General features: G+C 41.2%; 18 protein-coding genes. 2 read left to right on the forward strand and 16 right to left on the reverse strand.

The features are described 5' to 3' along the window. Positions 1 to 111: 111 nt before the first annotated feature. Positions 112 to 1,230 (forward strand): IS110 family RNA-guided transposase, encoded by a 1,119-nt coding sequence (locus BM377_RS15320; RefSeq protein ID WP_092246871.1) that lies wholly within the window; start codon positions 112 to 114, stop codon positions 1,228 to 1,230. 418 nt (positions 1,231 to 1,648) lie between these two features. Here the strand turns inward: BM377_RS15320 and BM377_RS15325 are convergent, their stop codons facing one another. The 6 genes from BM377_RS15325 to BM377_RS15345 all read right to left on the reverse strand — a co-directional run bounded on the left by BM377_RS15325 (position 1,649) and on the right by BM377_RS15345 (position 6,325). Next, the gene (locus BM377_RS15325; protein ID WP_092250668.1) at positions 1,649 to 3,697 is read right to left on the reverse strand and encodes a HelD family protein; all 2,049 of its coding nucleotides are present in this window, start codon (positions 3,695 to 3,697) and stop codon (positions 1,649 to 1,651) included. 179 nt (positions 3,698 to 3,876) lie between these two features. Beyond that, positions 3,877 to 4,266 (reverse strand): hypothetical protein, encoded by a 390-nt coding sequence (locus BM377_RS15330; RefSeq protein ID WP_092250671.1) that lies wholly within the window; start codon positions 4,264 to 4,266, stop codon positions 3,877 to 3,879. 72 nt (positions 4,267 to 4,338) lie between these two features. After that, positions 4,339 to 4,500: a hypothetical protein gene (locus BM377_RS16390; protein WP_177223924.1), complete on the reverse strand. Its 162-nt coding sequence runs from the start codon at positions 4,498 to 4,500 to the stop codon at positions 4,339 to 4,341. A gap of 22 nt (positions 4,501 to 4,522) precedes the next feature. Next, entirely contained in the window at positions 4,523 to 4,942 is a 420-nt protein-coding gene (locus BM377_RS15335) for a pyridoxamine 5'-phosphate oxidase family protein (protein ID WP_092250674.1), read from the reverse strand. 31 nt (positions 4,943 to 4,973) lie between these two features. After that, positions 4,974 to 5,666: an SGNH/GDSL hydrolase family protein gene (locus tag BM377_RS15340; protein WP_092250676.1), complete on the reverse strand. Its 693-nt coding sequence runs from the start codon at positions 5,664 to 5,666 to the stop codon at positions 4,974 to 4,976. Between the two features lie 32 nt (positions 5,667 to 5,698). Further along, positions 5,699 to 6,325, reverse strand: a complete 627-nt coding sequence (locus BM377_RS15345; protein ID WP_092250679.1) for an alpha/beta hydrolase — start codon at positions 6,323 to 6,325, stop codon at positions 5,699 to 5,701. Between the two features lie 291 nt (positions 6,326 to 6,616). Between BM377_RS15345 and BM377_RS15350 the strand changes: the two genes are divergently transcribed. Then, entirely contained in the window at positions 6,617 to 7,534 is a 918-nt protein-coding gene (locus BM377_RS15350) for a magnesium transporter CorA family protein (RefSeq protein WP_092250682.1), read from the forward strand. A gap of 8 nt (positions 7,535 to 7,542) precedes the next feature. On the opposite strand, the gene BM377_RS15355 is transcribed toward BM377_RS15350, so the two are convergent. The 10 genes from BM377_RS15355 to BM377_RS15400 form a co-directional block, all read right to left on the reverse strand. Then, a complete protein-coding gene (locus tag BM377_RS15355; RefSeq protein WP_092250685.1) occupies positions 7,543 to 8,067 on the reverse strand; it encodes a hypothetical protein in 525 nt (174 codons plus the stop codon). Continuing rightward, a complete protein-coding gene (locus tag BM377_RS15360) occupies positions 8,064 to 8,492 on the reverse strand; it encodes a VanZ family protein (protein ID WP_242948191.1) in 429 nt (142 codons plus the stop codon). The genes BM377_RS15355 and BM377_RS15360 overlap by 4 nt, the downstream gene beginning before the upstream one ends. Before the next feature lie 118 nt (positions 8,493 to 8,610). Beyond that, the gene (locus BM377_RS15365) at positions 8,611 to 9,429 is read right to left on the reverse strand and encodes a GNAT family N-acetyltransferase (RefSeq protein WP_092250691.1); all 819 of its coding nucleotides are present in this window, start codon (positions 9,427 to 9,429) and stop codon (positions 8,611 to 8,613) included. Between the two features lie 60 nt (positions 9,430 to 9,489). Further along, positions 9,490 to 10,380, reverse strand: coding sequence for an AraC family transcriptional regulator (locus BM377_RS15370; RefSeq protein ID WP_092250694.1), 891 nt, complete (start codon positions 10,378 to 10,380; stop codon positions 9,490 to 9,492). Between the two features lie 95 nt (positions 10,381 to 10,475). Beyond that, positions 10,476 to 10,844, reverse strand: a complete 369-nt coding sequence (gene crcB / locus BM377_RS15375; RefSeq protein WP_092250697.1) for a fluoride efflux transporter CrcB — start codon at positions 10,842 to 10,844, stop codon at positions 10,476 to 10,478. A 65-nt stretch (positions 10,845 to 10,909) separates the two neighbouring features. Then, positions 10,910 to 11,740 (reverse strand): CPBP family intramembrane glutamic endopeptidase, encoded by an 831-nt coding sequence (locus BM377_RS15380; RefSeq protein WP_092250700.1) that lies wholly within the window; start codon positions 11,738 to 11,740, stop codon positions 10,910 to 10,912. 4 nt (positions 11,741 to 11,744) lie between these two features. Then, the gene (locus BM377_RS15385) at positions 11,745 to 12,296 is read right to left on the reverse strand and encodes a TetR/AcrR family transcriptional regulator (RefSeq protein WP_092250703.1); all 552 of its coding nucleotides are present in this window, start codon (positions 12,294 to 12,296) and stop codon (positions 11,745 to 11,747) included. 162 nt (positions 12,297 to 12,458) lie between these two features. Further along, positions 12,459 to 13,400 (reverse strand): hypothetical protein, encoded by a 942-nt coding sequence (locus BM377_RS15390; RefSeq protein ID WP_092250706.1) that lies wholly within the window; start codon positions 13,398 to 13,400, stop codon positions 12,459 to 12,461. 207 nt (positions 13,401 to 13,607) lie between these two features. Beyond that, positions 13,608 to 14,195 (reverse strand): GNAT family N-acetyltransferase, encoded by a 588-nt coding sequence (locus BM377_RS15395; protein WP_092250709.1) that lies wholly within the window; start codon positions 14,193 to 14,195, stop codon positions 13,608 to 13,610. Between the two features lie 37 nt (positions 14,196 to 14,232). Then, positions 14,233 to 14,883: a flavin reductase family protein gene (locus BM377_RS15400; protein WP_092250712.1), complete on the reverse strand. Its 651-nt coding sequence runs from the start codon at positions 14,881 to 14,883 to the stop codon at positions 14,233 to 14,235. Positions 14,884 to 15,204: the final 321 nt, after the last annotated feature.

Below are 15,204 nucleotides of genomic sequence, written 5' to 3' on the forward strand. Positions count from 1 at the left end.
TTTAGACAATATGTAATGACCTCCACTATGTAGCAACGTGGATTTTCCTGTATACTAAAGATGTTGAGTCAATGGTAACAGGGATTACCGCATACAAAGGGAGGTCACTAAATGAATAATACCACAGTTTACGTAGGAATGGATGTACACAAGGAAAGTTTTACTCTTTGTGATTATTTAATCGAAACAGAGAAGTCATCTCACACAAGGCGCACACCCGCTGATTACAAGGAAGTCCTTAAATATCTTGAATTCCTTAGAACTATCTACGGAAATGATACAAACTTTATATGCGGTTATGAAGCCGGTTGTCTCGGCTACACTTTATATCATCAGTTAACTGATCGTAACGTTAACTGTGTGATACTTGCACCTACCACCATGTTAGAACCACGTAGTGGTAAAAGAATAAAAACCGATAAACGTGATGCTGAACTGATTGGAAAGTGTCTTGCTCAGCACAACTACAGTCCTGTTTATGTTCCATCTGCTTCTGATGAAGAAACAAAAGAATTTCTTCGAATGCGGGATGATCATAAGCTAGCGCTTAAGAAAGTGAAGCAACAGATTCTTTCTTTTTGTCTTCGCCACGATTATCGATATGAAGGAAAAAACCACTGGACAGCAGCACATGTGAACTGGCTAAAATCATTGAAGCTTGAGTCTCTGTATAAAGAGATTCTCGATGAATATCTGCTGACCTATACAACTCTAAGTGATAAGCTTGAGCGTTTAGATAAACGAATAGAGGAACTTGCTTCCAAAGATGAATACAGAGAATCAGTTAAAAAGCTCTGTTGTTTCATCGGAGTTCAAACTCATACAGCGTTATCTGTACTAGTTGAAGTCGGTGATTTTAAACGTTTTGCTTCCGCCAATCAGTTTTCTGCATATCTTGGGCTTGTGCCTGGAGAAGATTCCAGCGGAGATGACAAGGCAAGGCTTGGTATCACAAAAGCTGGTAATCGTCATGTAAGGCAACTACTTATTGAATCATCACAGTCATACAGCAGAGGCCAAATAGGTTATAAATCAAAAGTACTTAAAGCGCGCCAGACTGGTAACACACCTAAAGTCATCGCATATGCTGATAAAGCTAATGAAAGGCTCAGAAGAAAGTTCTACAAAATGGTTCTTGGTAAGAGCAAGAAACACAATGTAGCTAAAACAGCAGTAGCAAGAGAACTTGCATGCTTTATGTGGGGTATGATGACCGATAATATAGCATAATCAGTTATAACATCGCGTTTCCGATATCAAGGCCGAGCCGCCAAGGGCGGTGCTTCGCAGCCTTGACATCTTCACCCCGCTGTTATAGTTCGTAATCAAGCAGATGTAAGATGGCTTATGCCATTTACATCTGGCCATAACAAGTAACAACTGAAGACATCTTGAAAGGGCTTCGGCCATTTCAAGGTTCGAGCTATCTACGAGACCACTATGTCGGCACAGAGAAATCTGTGATCCACGCTGTTAGAAGGTAGAGCTCACGGCGGACCATTGACCTGTCGGTAACCAATCCACGTATATCAGAGTGGCCAATGCCGGGAACTGATACTCCGAGGCTCTTTCAAGGTGCCTTCAGCAACAATTAAATAAGTTTGTGGTGATCCCTATCATTTTTTGCTTGACAGGAGGTCATTACATATCAGCGGTCCGCCAATCCCGTCCCCAACGGGCCATTGGCCAAAACAGCAAGACGCTGCGTAGCTCTGGATATGGCTGTGTACAGGCAATGCTTTCCGAGTTCGTCCGAAGGATAGGCTTTTGCATCGGCGTCAGCAAGGATTACATTGTCAAACTCAAGCCCCTTCGCTAGCGATAACTCAATAAGAAATGCACCGCTCTTTGGCAAACTGTCATTTTCGGAAATAAGCTGCGGTGCGTTATCCCCAAGCGCTTCCGCAATCTTTTCAAGACTGTAACTGTTTCTGCATATAACCGCAGTCAGACCGTCTTTTTTGCCGAACTCTTTTATCAGTGCCTTAAGTTCCTCATAGTATTTTTTATCCGAATCACAGCTCTTTACAATAATCTCTTCTCCCGATCGTCTTACCGATGAAACCAGCATTTTCTTTTCATTCGGAAGGAGAGAAGCAAACATTTTAGTTATCTCGAGTGAGCTTCTGTAACTTGTCATTAACGGAAGAAGCGCAAATTCTTTTCCTGCTGCCTCTGCCATCTCTTTTATCTGTGCAAAAGAAACTGTGCCACCCCGAATTGCCTGGAACTCATCGCCAAGCAGCATAAAACGAGCATTAGGAAAATATTTACCAAACACCATTAGCTGCGCTGCTGTGTAATCCTGCACTTCGTCTATCATAACATACCGAACGTTTCTGTCACATATACCTGTAAGCTCCATCTTGGTAAAAAGCCACTCAGCAGCGGTGATATACTCGCTTCCGAGGATTCTCTGCGCAACACGCTTGACGTTAATGAAACCATAACGCCTTATAAAGCTGAGCGCACCGCCAAAATCATTCTCAATGCGATTATCCTCCGCGGCATCGGAGCCTGCCGTGCTTTCGGACTCATCATTAAAGATATCCTTGTTTCTAAGTATGTTTTTCGCTCTTTCTTCAATTTCCTCCGAGGCCGTTTGAATCAGGCGAACTCCCATCGGGAATTTAGAAAACTTTTTTATCACGGCAAAAACATCGCTCTTTGACATCACAAGCTTGCCGTTATGAGTAATATCGTAAAAATCATCCTCTTCGGGACATAGCTTTAGCAGCTCGTCATGAATCTTCTGCAAACTTGCATCGTCCGTACCGTCATATTCATTGTCAGCAAAAGGAACGCCCACTTTTTTCAAAAACTCATGCCATGTCAAAGTCGGCGGATTGGTCTCTCCCAGATCAGGAAGGACGTTATCGATATAATCGCGAAATACGGGATTAAGAGTCAAAAGACATACCTGCTCGGGGCGAAGTGTCTTTCTCTTTTGATAAAAAAGATATGCTATTCTCTGCAAAAGGACCGAAGTCTTACCGCTACCTGCAATACCACTGACCAAAAGAACCTGTACATCGGGATAACGGATTACCTTGTTTTGTTCTTTCTGAATTGTGGCTGTGATTGCCTGCATCTTGTCAGAGCGGGTCTGCGAAAGAGATTTAAGAAGCATGGGATCCTCGATCGCAATCTGAGTGTCAAAAAATGAAACCAGCTTGTCTCTGTTTATATCAAACTGGCGACGAATCCTCAGATCAACGGGGATTGTCCTGTCATCAACAGTATAGCTTGTTTTACCGTTTTCCTGATTGTAATAAACTTCCGCGATTGGAGATCTCCAGTCTACAACCATCTGATCGTAGCCGTTTTCCGAGATCGCCGCTCGTCCTATATAATAACTTTCAGGCTGACTTTCTCCTTCAAACACAAGCTCTATCTTGGCAAAATAAGGTGACTCGAGCAGTTTATTAACTGTATCAAGTCTTTTTCCAAGGGAATTACTCTCAACGTTGTAGGTATCAATGTAGCGATTCCATACCTCTATCTCTGCGAGAGTTTCCATTGTAGTCTCTATATCCGCATAATCAAAACGGATGTTGTCCCTGATATCATTTTTGTCTTCAACCGCCTTCTCATTCAGAGCAGAGATCTGCTCCTCGAGGTCTTTTTTAATCTTTAAAAGTTTATTATAGGTCGTCGTCAAATGGGTCTGTTCTTTTTCAAATATTTCTTTTCCCATGTTATTTCTCCGTTATTAAAAAAAATCATTTGATCACGCCTATATTGTCTCTCATTATTGATTAGTATGCAATGCAAGAGTTTTTAATAATCTTTCACCTCATCCTCGTACCATACGCATCTTACCGAATTATTCTTCAAAACAATCTTTTTCCTTCCTCCAAAATCCCCCGCAACCTTTTATTTCCTATACATCGCAATCTCTATGCTGTCCATGTACTGGCAGAGCGAGTGATTGAACTTCTCGTAATTGATATTTTTAAACTCGTCAGAAACCTGCGCGACGCTCACATCGACCGCTTGCATCTGATTGTAGAAAGTGATCATGATGGGAGCCTTGATAATATCAGACATTCCGCGAATAGTCAGGTTCATGGTCTCGGGGATATTCATGATATCTTCTTTACTGTTGATTTTAATCGGCGAACTCGCCACAAGAATTTCAGGATCACTGTAAAAATCATAGACGGCTGAAACGCCTTTTTGAATATGCTCCCAACCAACCTTGTAAGTCAGATCCCATCTTGAGAGTACCCATCCGTTTTCTTCCTTAGCAGCTATTAATTCCATACTTTCCCTCCTTGATCGTTCATTTGTCTCTTTATCTATCAAACAATCAAGGAGTCAAAGATGTTGCAAAGGTTATTTACTTGCACTGCTGTCGCCGAAATACTGCATCAACATCAGTACAAGCGCGCCGCCCGCCCCTGACAGCATAGCCGGTATCATCATTAGTGAGCACAAGATCTCCATGAATCCGCCGTGGATTATCATTAGTATCGCCGCAATCTTATACTTTTTCATACTTCCCCCTTATACTCCCATTTTATTCCACACTGAAATTGTCGCTCTTTAAATCGCTGTAGAATCTGCCCTTCTGCGCAGTAAATTTAAGGACGCAGTAATCACGATCGGTGACACCGCCCTTGTAATACATGATATCGCCCTTTCTCCAGATCTCGTTCTTGATCTCTTGATCGGTCAAAACCTCCATCGTTCCGATAAGCATAACCCCTGTGTACCTGATCAGTCCTTGGTGAAAAAAGTACAGACTCGCCTTGGGATTATTAAGAAACTGCTGAACCCTCATTGACGAAGTGTTGGTGGAAAAATAAAACTCTTTTAACCCAACCTGTTTTCTGGGCTTAAGCATCGCTTTGATGTTCGGAAACCCATTCCCATCAACCGAACCGACAAGCGCAGCCCTCTGTTTGCTGACAAACTGTTCAATCTTAGCCTTATCCATTTTTTACCCCCTTAGCCCCTATAAAAATGAATTATATTTCTTTCACGCAATCTCTGATTGCTTTAACCACCTCACTTGTTAATTCCACGCTCTCGTCTTCCACTTTTTCTTTTACATGATTCCACTCATCATCAGGAAGCGAGAAATCAAACGACTTTTTAAAGTTCTCGGAAGGTATTGCTCCTGTGATAACTTTGGTCAATACCATTGCGACCAGATAATCACCGACAGCCGACGCATGCGCTCCGTCGCGATAATACAGATCCGCATCCGGAATATCTTTAAGCTCGAACTTAGCATGCTCCCACACTTCTCCGACAGGCGCCAGCAGCGCTTCCTGCCTAAATGCGATCTCTCTGTATCTTCTGTTCATCTCCGCCTGGTTCTCCGGCTTCTCTTTTTCCGCCCAAGTCTCAAATATGATCGGCGTCGTATCAACCTGCCTGCAAAGCTTTATTATCTTATCAACGTTTGCTACCGTGTCCTCTTTTGGCGGCATCGGATGCGCCTGCTCCTGGATAACACAGAAGTCATAGCCTCCGTGCAGAATATTAAACCTTTCAGAGAAATACTCCTCTTCCATGTGCCACTTAAGTGACCTTCCGGAATAAGCCAGCATAAATACCTCGACCGCCTCACCCGTCACGTCTTCAATCATCTGCTTTGCCAGCTGTGGCATGTCATTCATATATGTATGGCTGTTGCCGATAAATAAAATCTTCATTGCAAAAATCCCTTTTCTCCGATGAAATTGACTCAATCCAGTGTCCACGCAAACGCCTTCGCGGTCCGTATCTCCGCATCCTTGAAGTGATTTCCTTCATTCCACTTGAGCGTGCAATCAACGCCTTGCTGCTTAAGCAGGTCAAAAGACATTTCTATACAATCCGCGACAGTTGCCATAACCGGATTTCTTGTCTTCGCCTCGCGATTGCCAAGGCTTAGATAAACCTTATCCGCATGGATGGAGCGCGATTTCATATGATCAATAAAACCCGGAAACCATATTGAAGGCGAAGCTGCTGCCACTGCGGTAAAAAGATCTGTCTCATGCGCTGCCCACAGAGCAAACAAGCCAGCCAGCGAGTATCCGCCGATACAGTATTTCTTTTGCCTACCAATTTCATTAAGCTGCTCCAAGACTTTGACCAGCGTTTCGCCCGCGAAGCCGCCAAAGGCCTCATCTCCAAACACTGCAGGCGCCTTCCATGGCGAAAGCTCTTTATTCCAGTCATCAACCTTGAAGGCGATCAAAAAGAAATCTTCTCCCGCGTTCTTTCTGATATGAGCAAGCTCTTTTTCCAAGCCCGAAAGTTCATGGTCACCGATCATCTGAATCAAAACATTCGTCGAATTTGGATTTCCGAATTCATAACGTTCCATATATTCATCCCCGCTTTTTTAATTATACAATATTTGTGCCTTTTTAATGAGCTTTTAGGGTGATATGATATATGATAAAGGTGTCAAAAGTCTAAAAGCGTACATGCTTGCATGTTAAGCTTTTTGACTTTATGACCCGAACAAATATGAGAAAATAGCAATTTGCATAGCAAATTAGCGGTTTTCGAATATTTGTAGAATTGCGAAAATGACATAAGTCATGGAGCAATTCGTTTATCATATATGTCAAAAGTCTAAAAGATATAAAATAAACCATGTCGGAGGATCATCATGTACTATCTTATCAAGAACACACTTGAAGAATGCAGCGCAGAGCAGTGCCACGATGCGGGATTTCCTTATGTTGCCGTTCTTACGCCGGAGCAATGGCTTGCTCAGAGCGAGAATTTTGACATGGGCATAGATCTTGATATGGAAAACGATGAGATCCTTACAACCAAGGCCGAAGTAAACTACGACTCGTTAACCGGAACCTTCTGCATTCCCGTGCAGTCGGCGTGTACCGATGAGCCTGAAAGTTTTTCTTTTGCCCTGGATGAAACCGGAATTATATTCATAGATAAAACAGACAGCGCACTCAAGCTAGTTAAGCAGATCCAGCGAAACAAGAAGTGGCGCAAGCCTTCACTTGAGAGATTCCTCTACGATTTTCTTGAGCAGATAATTCACAACGACCTTCTGATAATGCAGCGCTATGAGCGCGAACTTGACGGAATAGAAAAAGAGATCATGACTGACGCCGAGGAGGCTCACATCCAGCGAAACAACGAGATTCGCGGCGATATAAGAGACCTTCGCACGCACTATGAGCAGCTCCAGGATCTTGGTCAGGAGCTTGAAGAAAACGAGAACGGATTCTTTGAGGAAGACAATCTCAGATATTTCCACATGTTCTCAAGCAGGGTTGACAGGCTCTACGACGCCGCAACTCACCTTAGAGATTACACCATCCAGCTTAACGACCTGTATCAGTCTCAGCTTGATGTTAAGCAGAACCGCATCATGACGGTCCTTACCGTGGTAACGACAATCTTCATGCCGCTAACACTCATCGTTGGCTGGTACGGAATGAACTTCAAGTACATGCCAGAGCTAACCTGGAAGTTCGGATACCCCGTGATCATCGGCTTAAGCCTGCTCATCGTTGTCGGCAGTCTGACTTTCTTTAAGATAAAAAAGATACTGTGACAGAGCTTTTACTCCTCGTTTGCTATTGCTTCAAAAAAAGCTCTTGAGATATTGGCAAAACGCTTATGGTATCTTCCCTTGCCATATCCCGCTAGGTAGCCTCCGGTTCTATGAGTTCCTGAGGCTGTCTCTATCTGAATCTCCATCGCTGACCCATCATAAGCCTTAACTTCGGGAAGTTCTTCAGGCATAGACATGAAATCATTTTGCCCAAGATCTTCCATTAGCTTATCCCAAGCATCTTGTGATATCGAATACTCTTCTTCCAAATACTCATCCGGAGGAATCTCTCCAGAAAAGACATCAATTTTGTTGTCAGAATATGCCTGAATTTCATATCCCTTAACCTGAAGATCATCGGTAAGTATATAAAACGATACTCTATCCACGTCTCCTCCGGTATACATATAAACAACCCTGGTAACTCCGCTAAGCGGTTCCTTAGAAACTGCGCCGCAGCCTGTAAGCTGCGCTATAAGTAAAAAAGATATTGAAAGTACTGCGATAAGCTTCTTTGAAATCTTGTTTATCATCTTATTTGTTCCCCTTTTCTACTTCCGCGAATCGCGAAAACAATGCACGCGCCGATTGCAACACCTAATGTATTTAAAAACAAGTCATCAACATCCGTATGTCTTCCGATGCAAAACAGCTGTGTGAGTTCTATAAACAAGGTGAACCCGGCGCCGGCTTTAATAGTCTTCTTGATAGTATCAAGTCTTTTAAAACAGATCGGCCACACGATTCCAACAGGGATGAACATCGCGATATTTGCGATAATGTTCATAAGCCAACCATCATAGCGGTCTACTAAGAAATAAAACGGAATGATACTGATCATATCATTGATATCTTCTTCAAGACCTAGCTTTGTTGTTTGAATCCTTCCATTTTCAAGATGAAATTCAAAATATACATACCTGGCTATTACCACGATGCATACGTAAACCAGAAGCATCTGTAATTCTCGTTTAAAAGAAAAAGTGTTGTTTTTCACCGCAACTATAAAACGCGAAATAATCCATATTATTGTTATAAATAGAAACATCTGAAAATATGTAATCTCAATCATTGTGTCAATCCCTTTCCTGTTCAACTACTACTGATTCTCCCATGGAGCAATCTCCGTTAAGCCACTGCCATTTTTCGTGCAGTTCTATTTTTCCGTTATCTTTTACAGTCGGTACACTATGGCACTTACCCGCGCGAATTTCGTCATAGATATTCAAATGCTCATAATAAAAATCTATCTCGCCGGCTTTATTAACCTTTCCGACCATGAATCCCGTCTTTATTTCCCCTCCGGAATATTCAGCGGAAAAATCAAAGCCGTTTTGATGATAATGAAAAACAGTATTTCCGTCTACCTCACCATTTTCAGAATTGATTAACGGAACAAAGCTTCTTCCGTTATAGTCAATGTCTGTCATATTCCGAGCTAATTCTTTTTCCATCACCTCGTACACAAGGACCGCACCATTTTCAACAGGATATTTACAATGATCAACTGTTTTATATCCTCTCTTTATATACAATCGGCAAGCCGGTAATGATGCATCCAAAACAGCATTTGAATTATTTTTTGATATCTCTTTTTCCAAACAATCCATGATATATGTTCCGTATCCGTTTCCTTGATATTCAGGCGCGACATATACTCTGGTGATGTGGTTATCCTTGTAGCAGCCGGTTCCTACGCAAATTCCGTCAACAAAAAGAATCCCTACCAAGCCGGCCTCGATATCTTTTTTTATATTCTCTTTGCAATGCAGGTCACTGAAAAAATCAACAACCTCTTTTGGATAATACTTGGGGTAAGTGATTTTTATCGAAGTCTGAACTATGTCTAATACTTTTTCCAGATCTTTGGTTGTAGCGGATACATATTCTTTCATATATTCTTTTGTCCTTTATTTATAATAAACAGCTACCTCTTTCGAGATAGCTGTCCTAATTTATTTCTTTTTGATCGGAATCCACAGTTCACAGAATATTTCCGGTCTGGTTCCGTCATAGTAAAGTTCGTAGTCTGTCTCTGCAGAAGCCTCGTAGCCCATCTGCGGCAGAAACTCCTTATAGAACTTCACCCAGGTTTTTGCGATACAATCGCCGTCTTCTCCAACGCAGTCAAATACCACATACGTGCCGGGATTGACATCCCAGATGCGGAAGCCTTTTTTCTCAAGCTCCGCCTGATCAAACTCAGCGGTATCCTCGTCGATAATGATTCCGATACCATAATCGAATGTATCTTTTCCTTCTGTAGTCGGACTGCAGAGACCGTAGAGGTCGCGCTTTTCGTCCTCCCTAAGCATAAAGATCGGAGAAAGCAACTCTTTGCTGTTACACTCTCCCCAGAAGTCCGCCACATCGTGGTTGGCTTCATCGTTAATGATTCCATTACTAAATTCTCTTACCAGCGCAATAAATTTCTTTTCTTTTGTTTGAACTATTCGATAATCCATACTCTTACCACCTTTCACGGATATAGTAATCGTAAGCGGATTAAAAAGCACAAGCTTGCCGGCATCATCTCTGGCTGTTTTCGGCGCGACACCATGAAATCTTGTAAATGCTTTTGTAAAGCTTTCCGGTGTCTCGTAGCCATATTTCATTGCCAGATCAGTGATCTTCGCATCGGTCTCCACAAGCTCTTTTCCCGCCAAAGACAATCGGCGGTTCCTGATATACGCGTTGGCCGTTAAGCCGGTCACGAAACTGAAAGCTCTGTGAAACTCATAGCTCGACGTGTGCACCTGCCTTGCTACGTCTTCATAGTTGATCTCCTCGAGAAGATGCTCTTCCATATACGTGATGGCTTTTTGTAATGCTTCGATCCATTCCATGCTTTTGTTCTCCTCCTTACACGTCCATTATGGACGAGTTCCGGAAAGGGTACATTTCCTAGTTTGCGAAAAATTGTCCGTATCAAAATCGGAATTCAAAGCTTTATTATTGTTGAAAGTTTTTTCCCGCAAAAGATTCCGAAAATGCAGCAGCAACAGCTTAACATCACATATAATCCCCCGGCGGTATATTGCTTATCTTCAAACAGTTTGAATGCTTCAAGTGAAAAAGTTGAAAAGGTGGTAAAACCACCGCATACACCCGTCTTCCAAAACAGAATCGTGTTCTCGGATATCCCGTCTCTGTCACTTGTGACACCGACAATAAATCCGATAAGAACAGCTCCGATTATATTAGTTAAAAGAGTCAGTATCGGAAATCCCGTTTTTACAGGCAAAAGACTTATCGCATATCTCGCCACTGCACCCAAAGCACCTCCGAGCGCCACAAAAATAAAACTCATATTCCCTCACATTTCTTGAATTATCTTCAAAAATCATGATCCAACTATATTTATTTGATGATACATTATTCAAACCTAGAAGGAAAGAGACTTTTTTGATGTAGATCTTCTTTGTACCAAATTATCAGAGCCGCTACAAAAATAATTCCAAAGTATATGTACGCTGCATTTGATTTCGGGTATGTGTCAAATAACGAATTCCAATCATAAATTGCACCTATAGAGTTTATAAAAGAATGGTAAATGGCACATGCCAGGACGCTCTTTGTGGATTTATAGATCGCAGCGGCTACAAATGACCATACAAATATGTTTATAGCAAAACCTACCATGCTATCACCATAATGATTGGATGATGGTTGTAACCATATCGGGAAATGCCATACACACCAAATCACCGCCACAATAGTGGTTGCAACCGGAAAGGGAAATCTTTTCTCCAACATAGGTTGCAGAAAACCACGCCAGCCGGTTTCCTCCGCAAAGCCAACGAACGGCAGCATAATAAGAAACCCAAGTGGCATCATGTATAAGGACGAACCGTTTGGTTCACCGCAGAGAATGGCAAATATCAAAGCTGCTATGCAGAACAGGCCGGTTATCAGAATCGTTTTCAACTTATGAGGTGTATATAAAAAGCGCTTCAAATATTCTTTTACAGTGATATGCTCTTCCTTCCTGAGCACGATAAAAAGGGAAATAGCAGGAGCCGGCGTTGTAAACAGTATCCCAATGATCGCATAAAAGATATATGCAATTGTCAGCTTTCCCGTCTTTGCATAACTAACCGATACAGGCTCGATAATAAGCATAATAATTTGAACAAACACAGTTATAAACAAAAGCCAACCAAGATAATCTGCTATCGGTGCTTTCTTTTTTTCATCAACCCACATTATTTTATCCTTTCATAATTCCTGAAATCAATGCATCTACGCCATATGCAAAACTCTCATCCAGAGAGATTTTATCTCCGAAACTACCATGTAACTCCAGCATGGAAAAACCTTCCACAAAGCCTCGCATACTTCGCAATACATGCATTTTCTTAACTTCGCTAAACTCAAGAGAATCCAAAATAGAATACAAAGATGATATAACCCCTTTTGTTATTTCGTGGTTCTGCTCGGAAGTATATGAGTTGTGCCAGCATATTGCCTCAAAAACTCCGGGATGAGCATGCGCGAATTCACGCAGCGCATAACACATTGCTTTTAATCCATCTTCCCGAGATTTTCCTACCGCTGATTTAGCAATCTTTATATCAATATTTTTCCAACCATATACAATGATCGCCTCTTTTATTTCATCCAGGCCGCCCTGAAAATGCTTATACAAAGATGGCGGCTTTATGCCCAATCTATCAGCTATAGTTTTTATAGAAAGATTCAGAAAGCCATCTTTATCTACCATTTCAACACATACATCAATGATTTCTTGTTTTCTGGACATGTTTCCTCCTCGCTAATCTTTTTAGCTTATTGGCTAACGGTATTAGCCAATAGATTAACATTACCCTCTGATATTGTCAAATCCATTTGATGTACAGATCCAAACATATAAAAAAGAGACTTTTCAAAGATTATCTCTTCAAACTGTCTCTTTTTTATACACTCAATCTTTCTTTTTATTTGCTAATGAAAACTCTTTATATAGCTTTTTTCTGTATTCACTGTCTTCGTTGGCTTTTTGAACATCAGAGATTCTATCATGCTTGAATAACCAATCATAAAGCTCTGTGATGTCTTTCTCACACTTATCATAGCCGGCCTTAACGCCATCCTCGTAGCTCTCTTCCTGTATAACTTGAAGATGCCTCTCTGCACTATATCCTAAAACACCCATCTCAATGACCTCCTCTTTGTTCTCAAGCAAGAAATCTTTAATAATGTCCTCAGAAATACACTCGTCGATTGCTCTTGATATTGCCAAGCTGATGACTTCTTTCTGAGTAATATCATTCATGTCGATAATATCGTTCATTTCTTTGTTTCGTTCTTTAGCTTCTTTTATACATTTTCGCACTTTTGATACAAAAATGGAATACTCTTTGAGGGTTTTGCAATCCTCCATAAGCTCTTTATTATGCCCTTCGTTTATGTTTATGACTTTAACAATAAGATCTAACTCGGGGTTGTCCGTTCTTTTTGCAAACAGATCCGACAACTTATAGATTTTTTCATCTTCTAGCTTAATTGTTCCATTGTAAAATGTGATGAATCTCGGAGTAGGAATACTTATGGCATGAGACTTATAAGTATCTTCAGTAGGAACGATCCTTTTGTAGATACTTGCAACATATTCAAGATCTCTTAACGGAATGTTAGGGCAAGGACTGGACTGATGTTCATAGAGGCTAAGCTCATAATCAAAGATAAATGACAGATCATTTTTCATATTAAGAAAAGTATTGCCTTCAAGTGTAGTGATCTCCAGATCATCCGGATTGTCATAATTACTGTGATTGACACCGTTATAAAGTTCAAGAAGCCGCCGCTTATCGTGAAAAAGCTTTCTGAACACAGTGTCCTTGTACTTCTGGTTGTCAATTGTCATAAACTTACCTTCTTTCGTTGCTTTTAGTTACTTCTTTGGAATCTGATGGCGAAAGCCTTGAAAAAATAGAATGTAACTTAGAATTATTTGCTCAGATGCGAGCACAAACATGATTCTAGCACAGAAGGTAACAGGAATAAAGAAAAAAATCCTTAAGATTTTGCCCCGTTTTCTTAAGGATTTAACGTTATTACGAACAACCCGGATTTATAAAATCTTCCTCATAATTGCTTGTCCGTTCCGTTCCATAACCTGAGAAAAGCCGGCTTTTTCATATAGATGAACAGGCCCCGTAAAATCAAATTCATTCCGCGTTTCATAGATTTTTGCATAACCTTCTACGGCGACATATCCACTTGCCTTTGCATCTATGCACACTTGTTCAATAAATGCTGAGGCTATTCCTTTGCCTCTATATCCTGGAGCTATCTCAAAGCATACAATTGCAATCGTTTTCACACACTTGTTTTCTCTGGCAAAATCGGGAACAAAGCCTTCGTAACTATCTATATCTGCGGCATTGCACCATCCTATAGACAGATCATTATCAAATGCCAGATACCCTTTGATAATTCCCCTATCAAGCATGTCTACCGCATATTTTCTAACAGTCTTTTTTACACCGTTCTCCTGAAACTCACTGACCATTTGCTTTATAGTTTCTTCATCCTGATTAGGAGAAGTGCAATAGCAAGGGCCATTGGGATTTCCATCCGAAAACGCACGATTATCAAAGAAATCCAGATAATCGTCTTTTAATTCAGCTGTCAATTTCTTTATAATGATATCTTTCATAATATTTCCAATCCCTGAATATACCAAAAGTACGAGGTTACCGGTCCATTTTAAAATCTCCGATCTTGCCAAGCATCTTTCCCAGGCTATGGTATCTTCCTGAATAAATGACCGGATCCAATACCGTGAGGTCCACATCAAACGTATCTTCACACACAAGGTTTTCATCCATCTGAATATTTCGGATACGGCAAAAGAAAGTGGTCGAATCGCCGGTTTCAACTGTCTTCACCACTTCACATTCATAGACCCATCGGCTCTCATTTAAAACAGGAACATCCAGGACATCTCCTCGGACGACCTCATAGGAAATATCATCTTTGGCGCCGTCTTTCGCATGCTTTGAGCCGAAATAATCCATAAGCGGCAACATATCGGTGCTGACAAGATTAGCACTAAAAATACCGGTCCTGATAACATTTCTCTTGGTCATCTTAGTTCCTGCCATACTGATGACGAAAAGATATTCGTCACCTTCTTCATGTGTTGCGCTGGCCCAGGTGATAGGCGCAAAATTGGCCGAGCCGTCCTCATTATTCGTTCCAATGATAAACGATGGTTGAACGCACATAGAATATATAGGATCAACAGATCTTCTTTTTGCCATATTTCCTCCCTTTATCTCTGCCGAGTCATATAAGTCATCCTCACAAAAATCTTTTATTTTCTGAAATTCAGGGCGTTCCATACCCACTATCTCCTACTATTAGTATTAGTCATAGTCTTTCTTTACCTTTTCAATAGGTTCGACTATGCTGTTTAAGATGCTGTGGATTGGTTGTTTTCTCCTACCGCATAGACGGTTTAAGTAAGGCTCCAACCACAGTCTCTTTGTTTATTTGTTAATCAGTTAGTTACCGCATGACGGTTTATCAAGAAGTAGGTTACGATTGCAAGGAGCCCTGTGGATTTGAAACAGTATCAATACTATTTTTCGGGAGGTTCTATATGATCTATGTAGGAATTGATGTCGCTAAAGACAAACACGATTGCATTATCAAAAACTCTG

Origin of the sequence: Butyrivibrio sp. INlla21 (assembly GCF_900116875.1) — a bacterium.
In the GTDB taxonomy this organism is placed as follows: Bacteria; Bacillota; Clostridia; order Lachnospirales; family Lachnospiraceae; genus Butyrivibrio.

Coding starts and splice junctions, on each gene's coding strand:
- BM377_RS15400 (WP_092250712.1), bottom strand. CDS start 14,883: ATGGAACGCCCTGAATTTCAGAAAATAAAAGATTTTTGTGAGGATGAC.
- BM377_RS15360 (WP_242948191.1), bottom strand. CDS start 8,492: ATGCTTCTGGTTTACGTATGCATCGTGGTAATAGCCAGGTATGTATAT.
- BM377_RS15355 (WP_092250685.1), bottom strand. CDS start 8,067: ATGATAAACAAGATTTCAAAGAAGCTTATCGCAGTACTTTCAATATCT.
- BM377_RS15335 (WP_092250674.1), bottom strand. CDS start 4,942: ATGGATAAGGCTAAGATTGAACAGTTTGTCAGCAAACAGAGGGCTGCG.
- BM377_RS15340 (WP_092250676.1), bottom strand. CDS start 5,666: ATGAAGATTTTATTTATCGGCAACAGCCATACATATATGAATGACATG.
- BM377_RS15350 (WP_092250682.1), top strand. CDS start 6,617: ATGTACTATCTTATCAAGAACACACTTGAAGAATGCAGCGCAGAGCAG.
- BM377_RS15365 (WP_092250691.1), bottom strand. CDS start 9,429: ATGAAAGAATATGTATCCGCTACAACCAAAGATCTGGAAAAAGTATTA.
- BM377_RS15395 (WP_092250709.1), bottom strand. CDS start 14,195: ATGAAAGATATCATTATAAAGAAATTGACAGCTGAATTAAAAGACGAT.
- BM377_RS15320 (WP_092246871.1), top strand. CDS start 112: ATGAATAATACCACAGTTTACGTAGGAATGGATGTACACAAGGAAAGT.
- BM377_RS16390 (WP_177223924.1), bottom strand. CDS start 4,500: ATGAAAAAGTATAAGATTGCGGCGATACTAATGATAATCCACGGCGGA.
- BM377_RS15385 (WP_092250703.1), bottom strand. CDS start 12,296: ATGTCCAGAAAACAAGAAATCATTGATGTATGTGTTGAAATGGTAGAT.
- BM377_RS15345 (WP_092250679.1), bottom strand. CDS start 6,325: ATGGAACGTTATGAATTCGGAAATCCAAATTCGACGAATGTTTTGATT.
- BM377_RS15370 (WP_092250694.1), bottom strand. CDS start 10,380: ATGGAATGGATCGAAGCATTACAAAAAGCCATCACGTATATGGAAGAG.
- crcB (WP_092250697.1), bottom strand. CDS start 10,844: ATGAGTTTTATTTTTGTGGCGCTCGGAGGTGCTTTGGGTGCAGTGGCG.
- BM377_RS15330 (WP_092250671.1), bottom strand. CDS start 4,266: ATGGAATTAATAGCTGCTAAGGAAGAAAACGGATGGGTACTCTCAAGA.
- BM377_RS15325 (WP_092250668.1), bottom strand. CDS start 3,697: ATGGGAAAAGAAATATTTGAAAAAGAACAGACCCATTTGACGACGACC.
- BM377_RS15380 (WP_092250700.1), bottom strand. CDS start 11,740: ATGTGGGTTGATGAAAAAAAGAAAGCACCGATAGCAGATTATCTTGGT.
- BM377_RS15390 (WP_092250706.1), bottom strand. CDS start 13,400: ATGACAATTGACAACCAGAAGTACAAGGACACTGTGTTCAGAAAGCTT.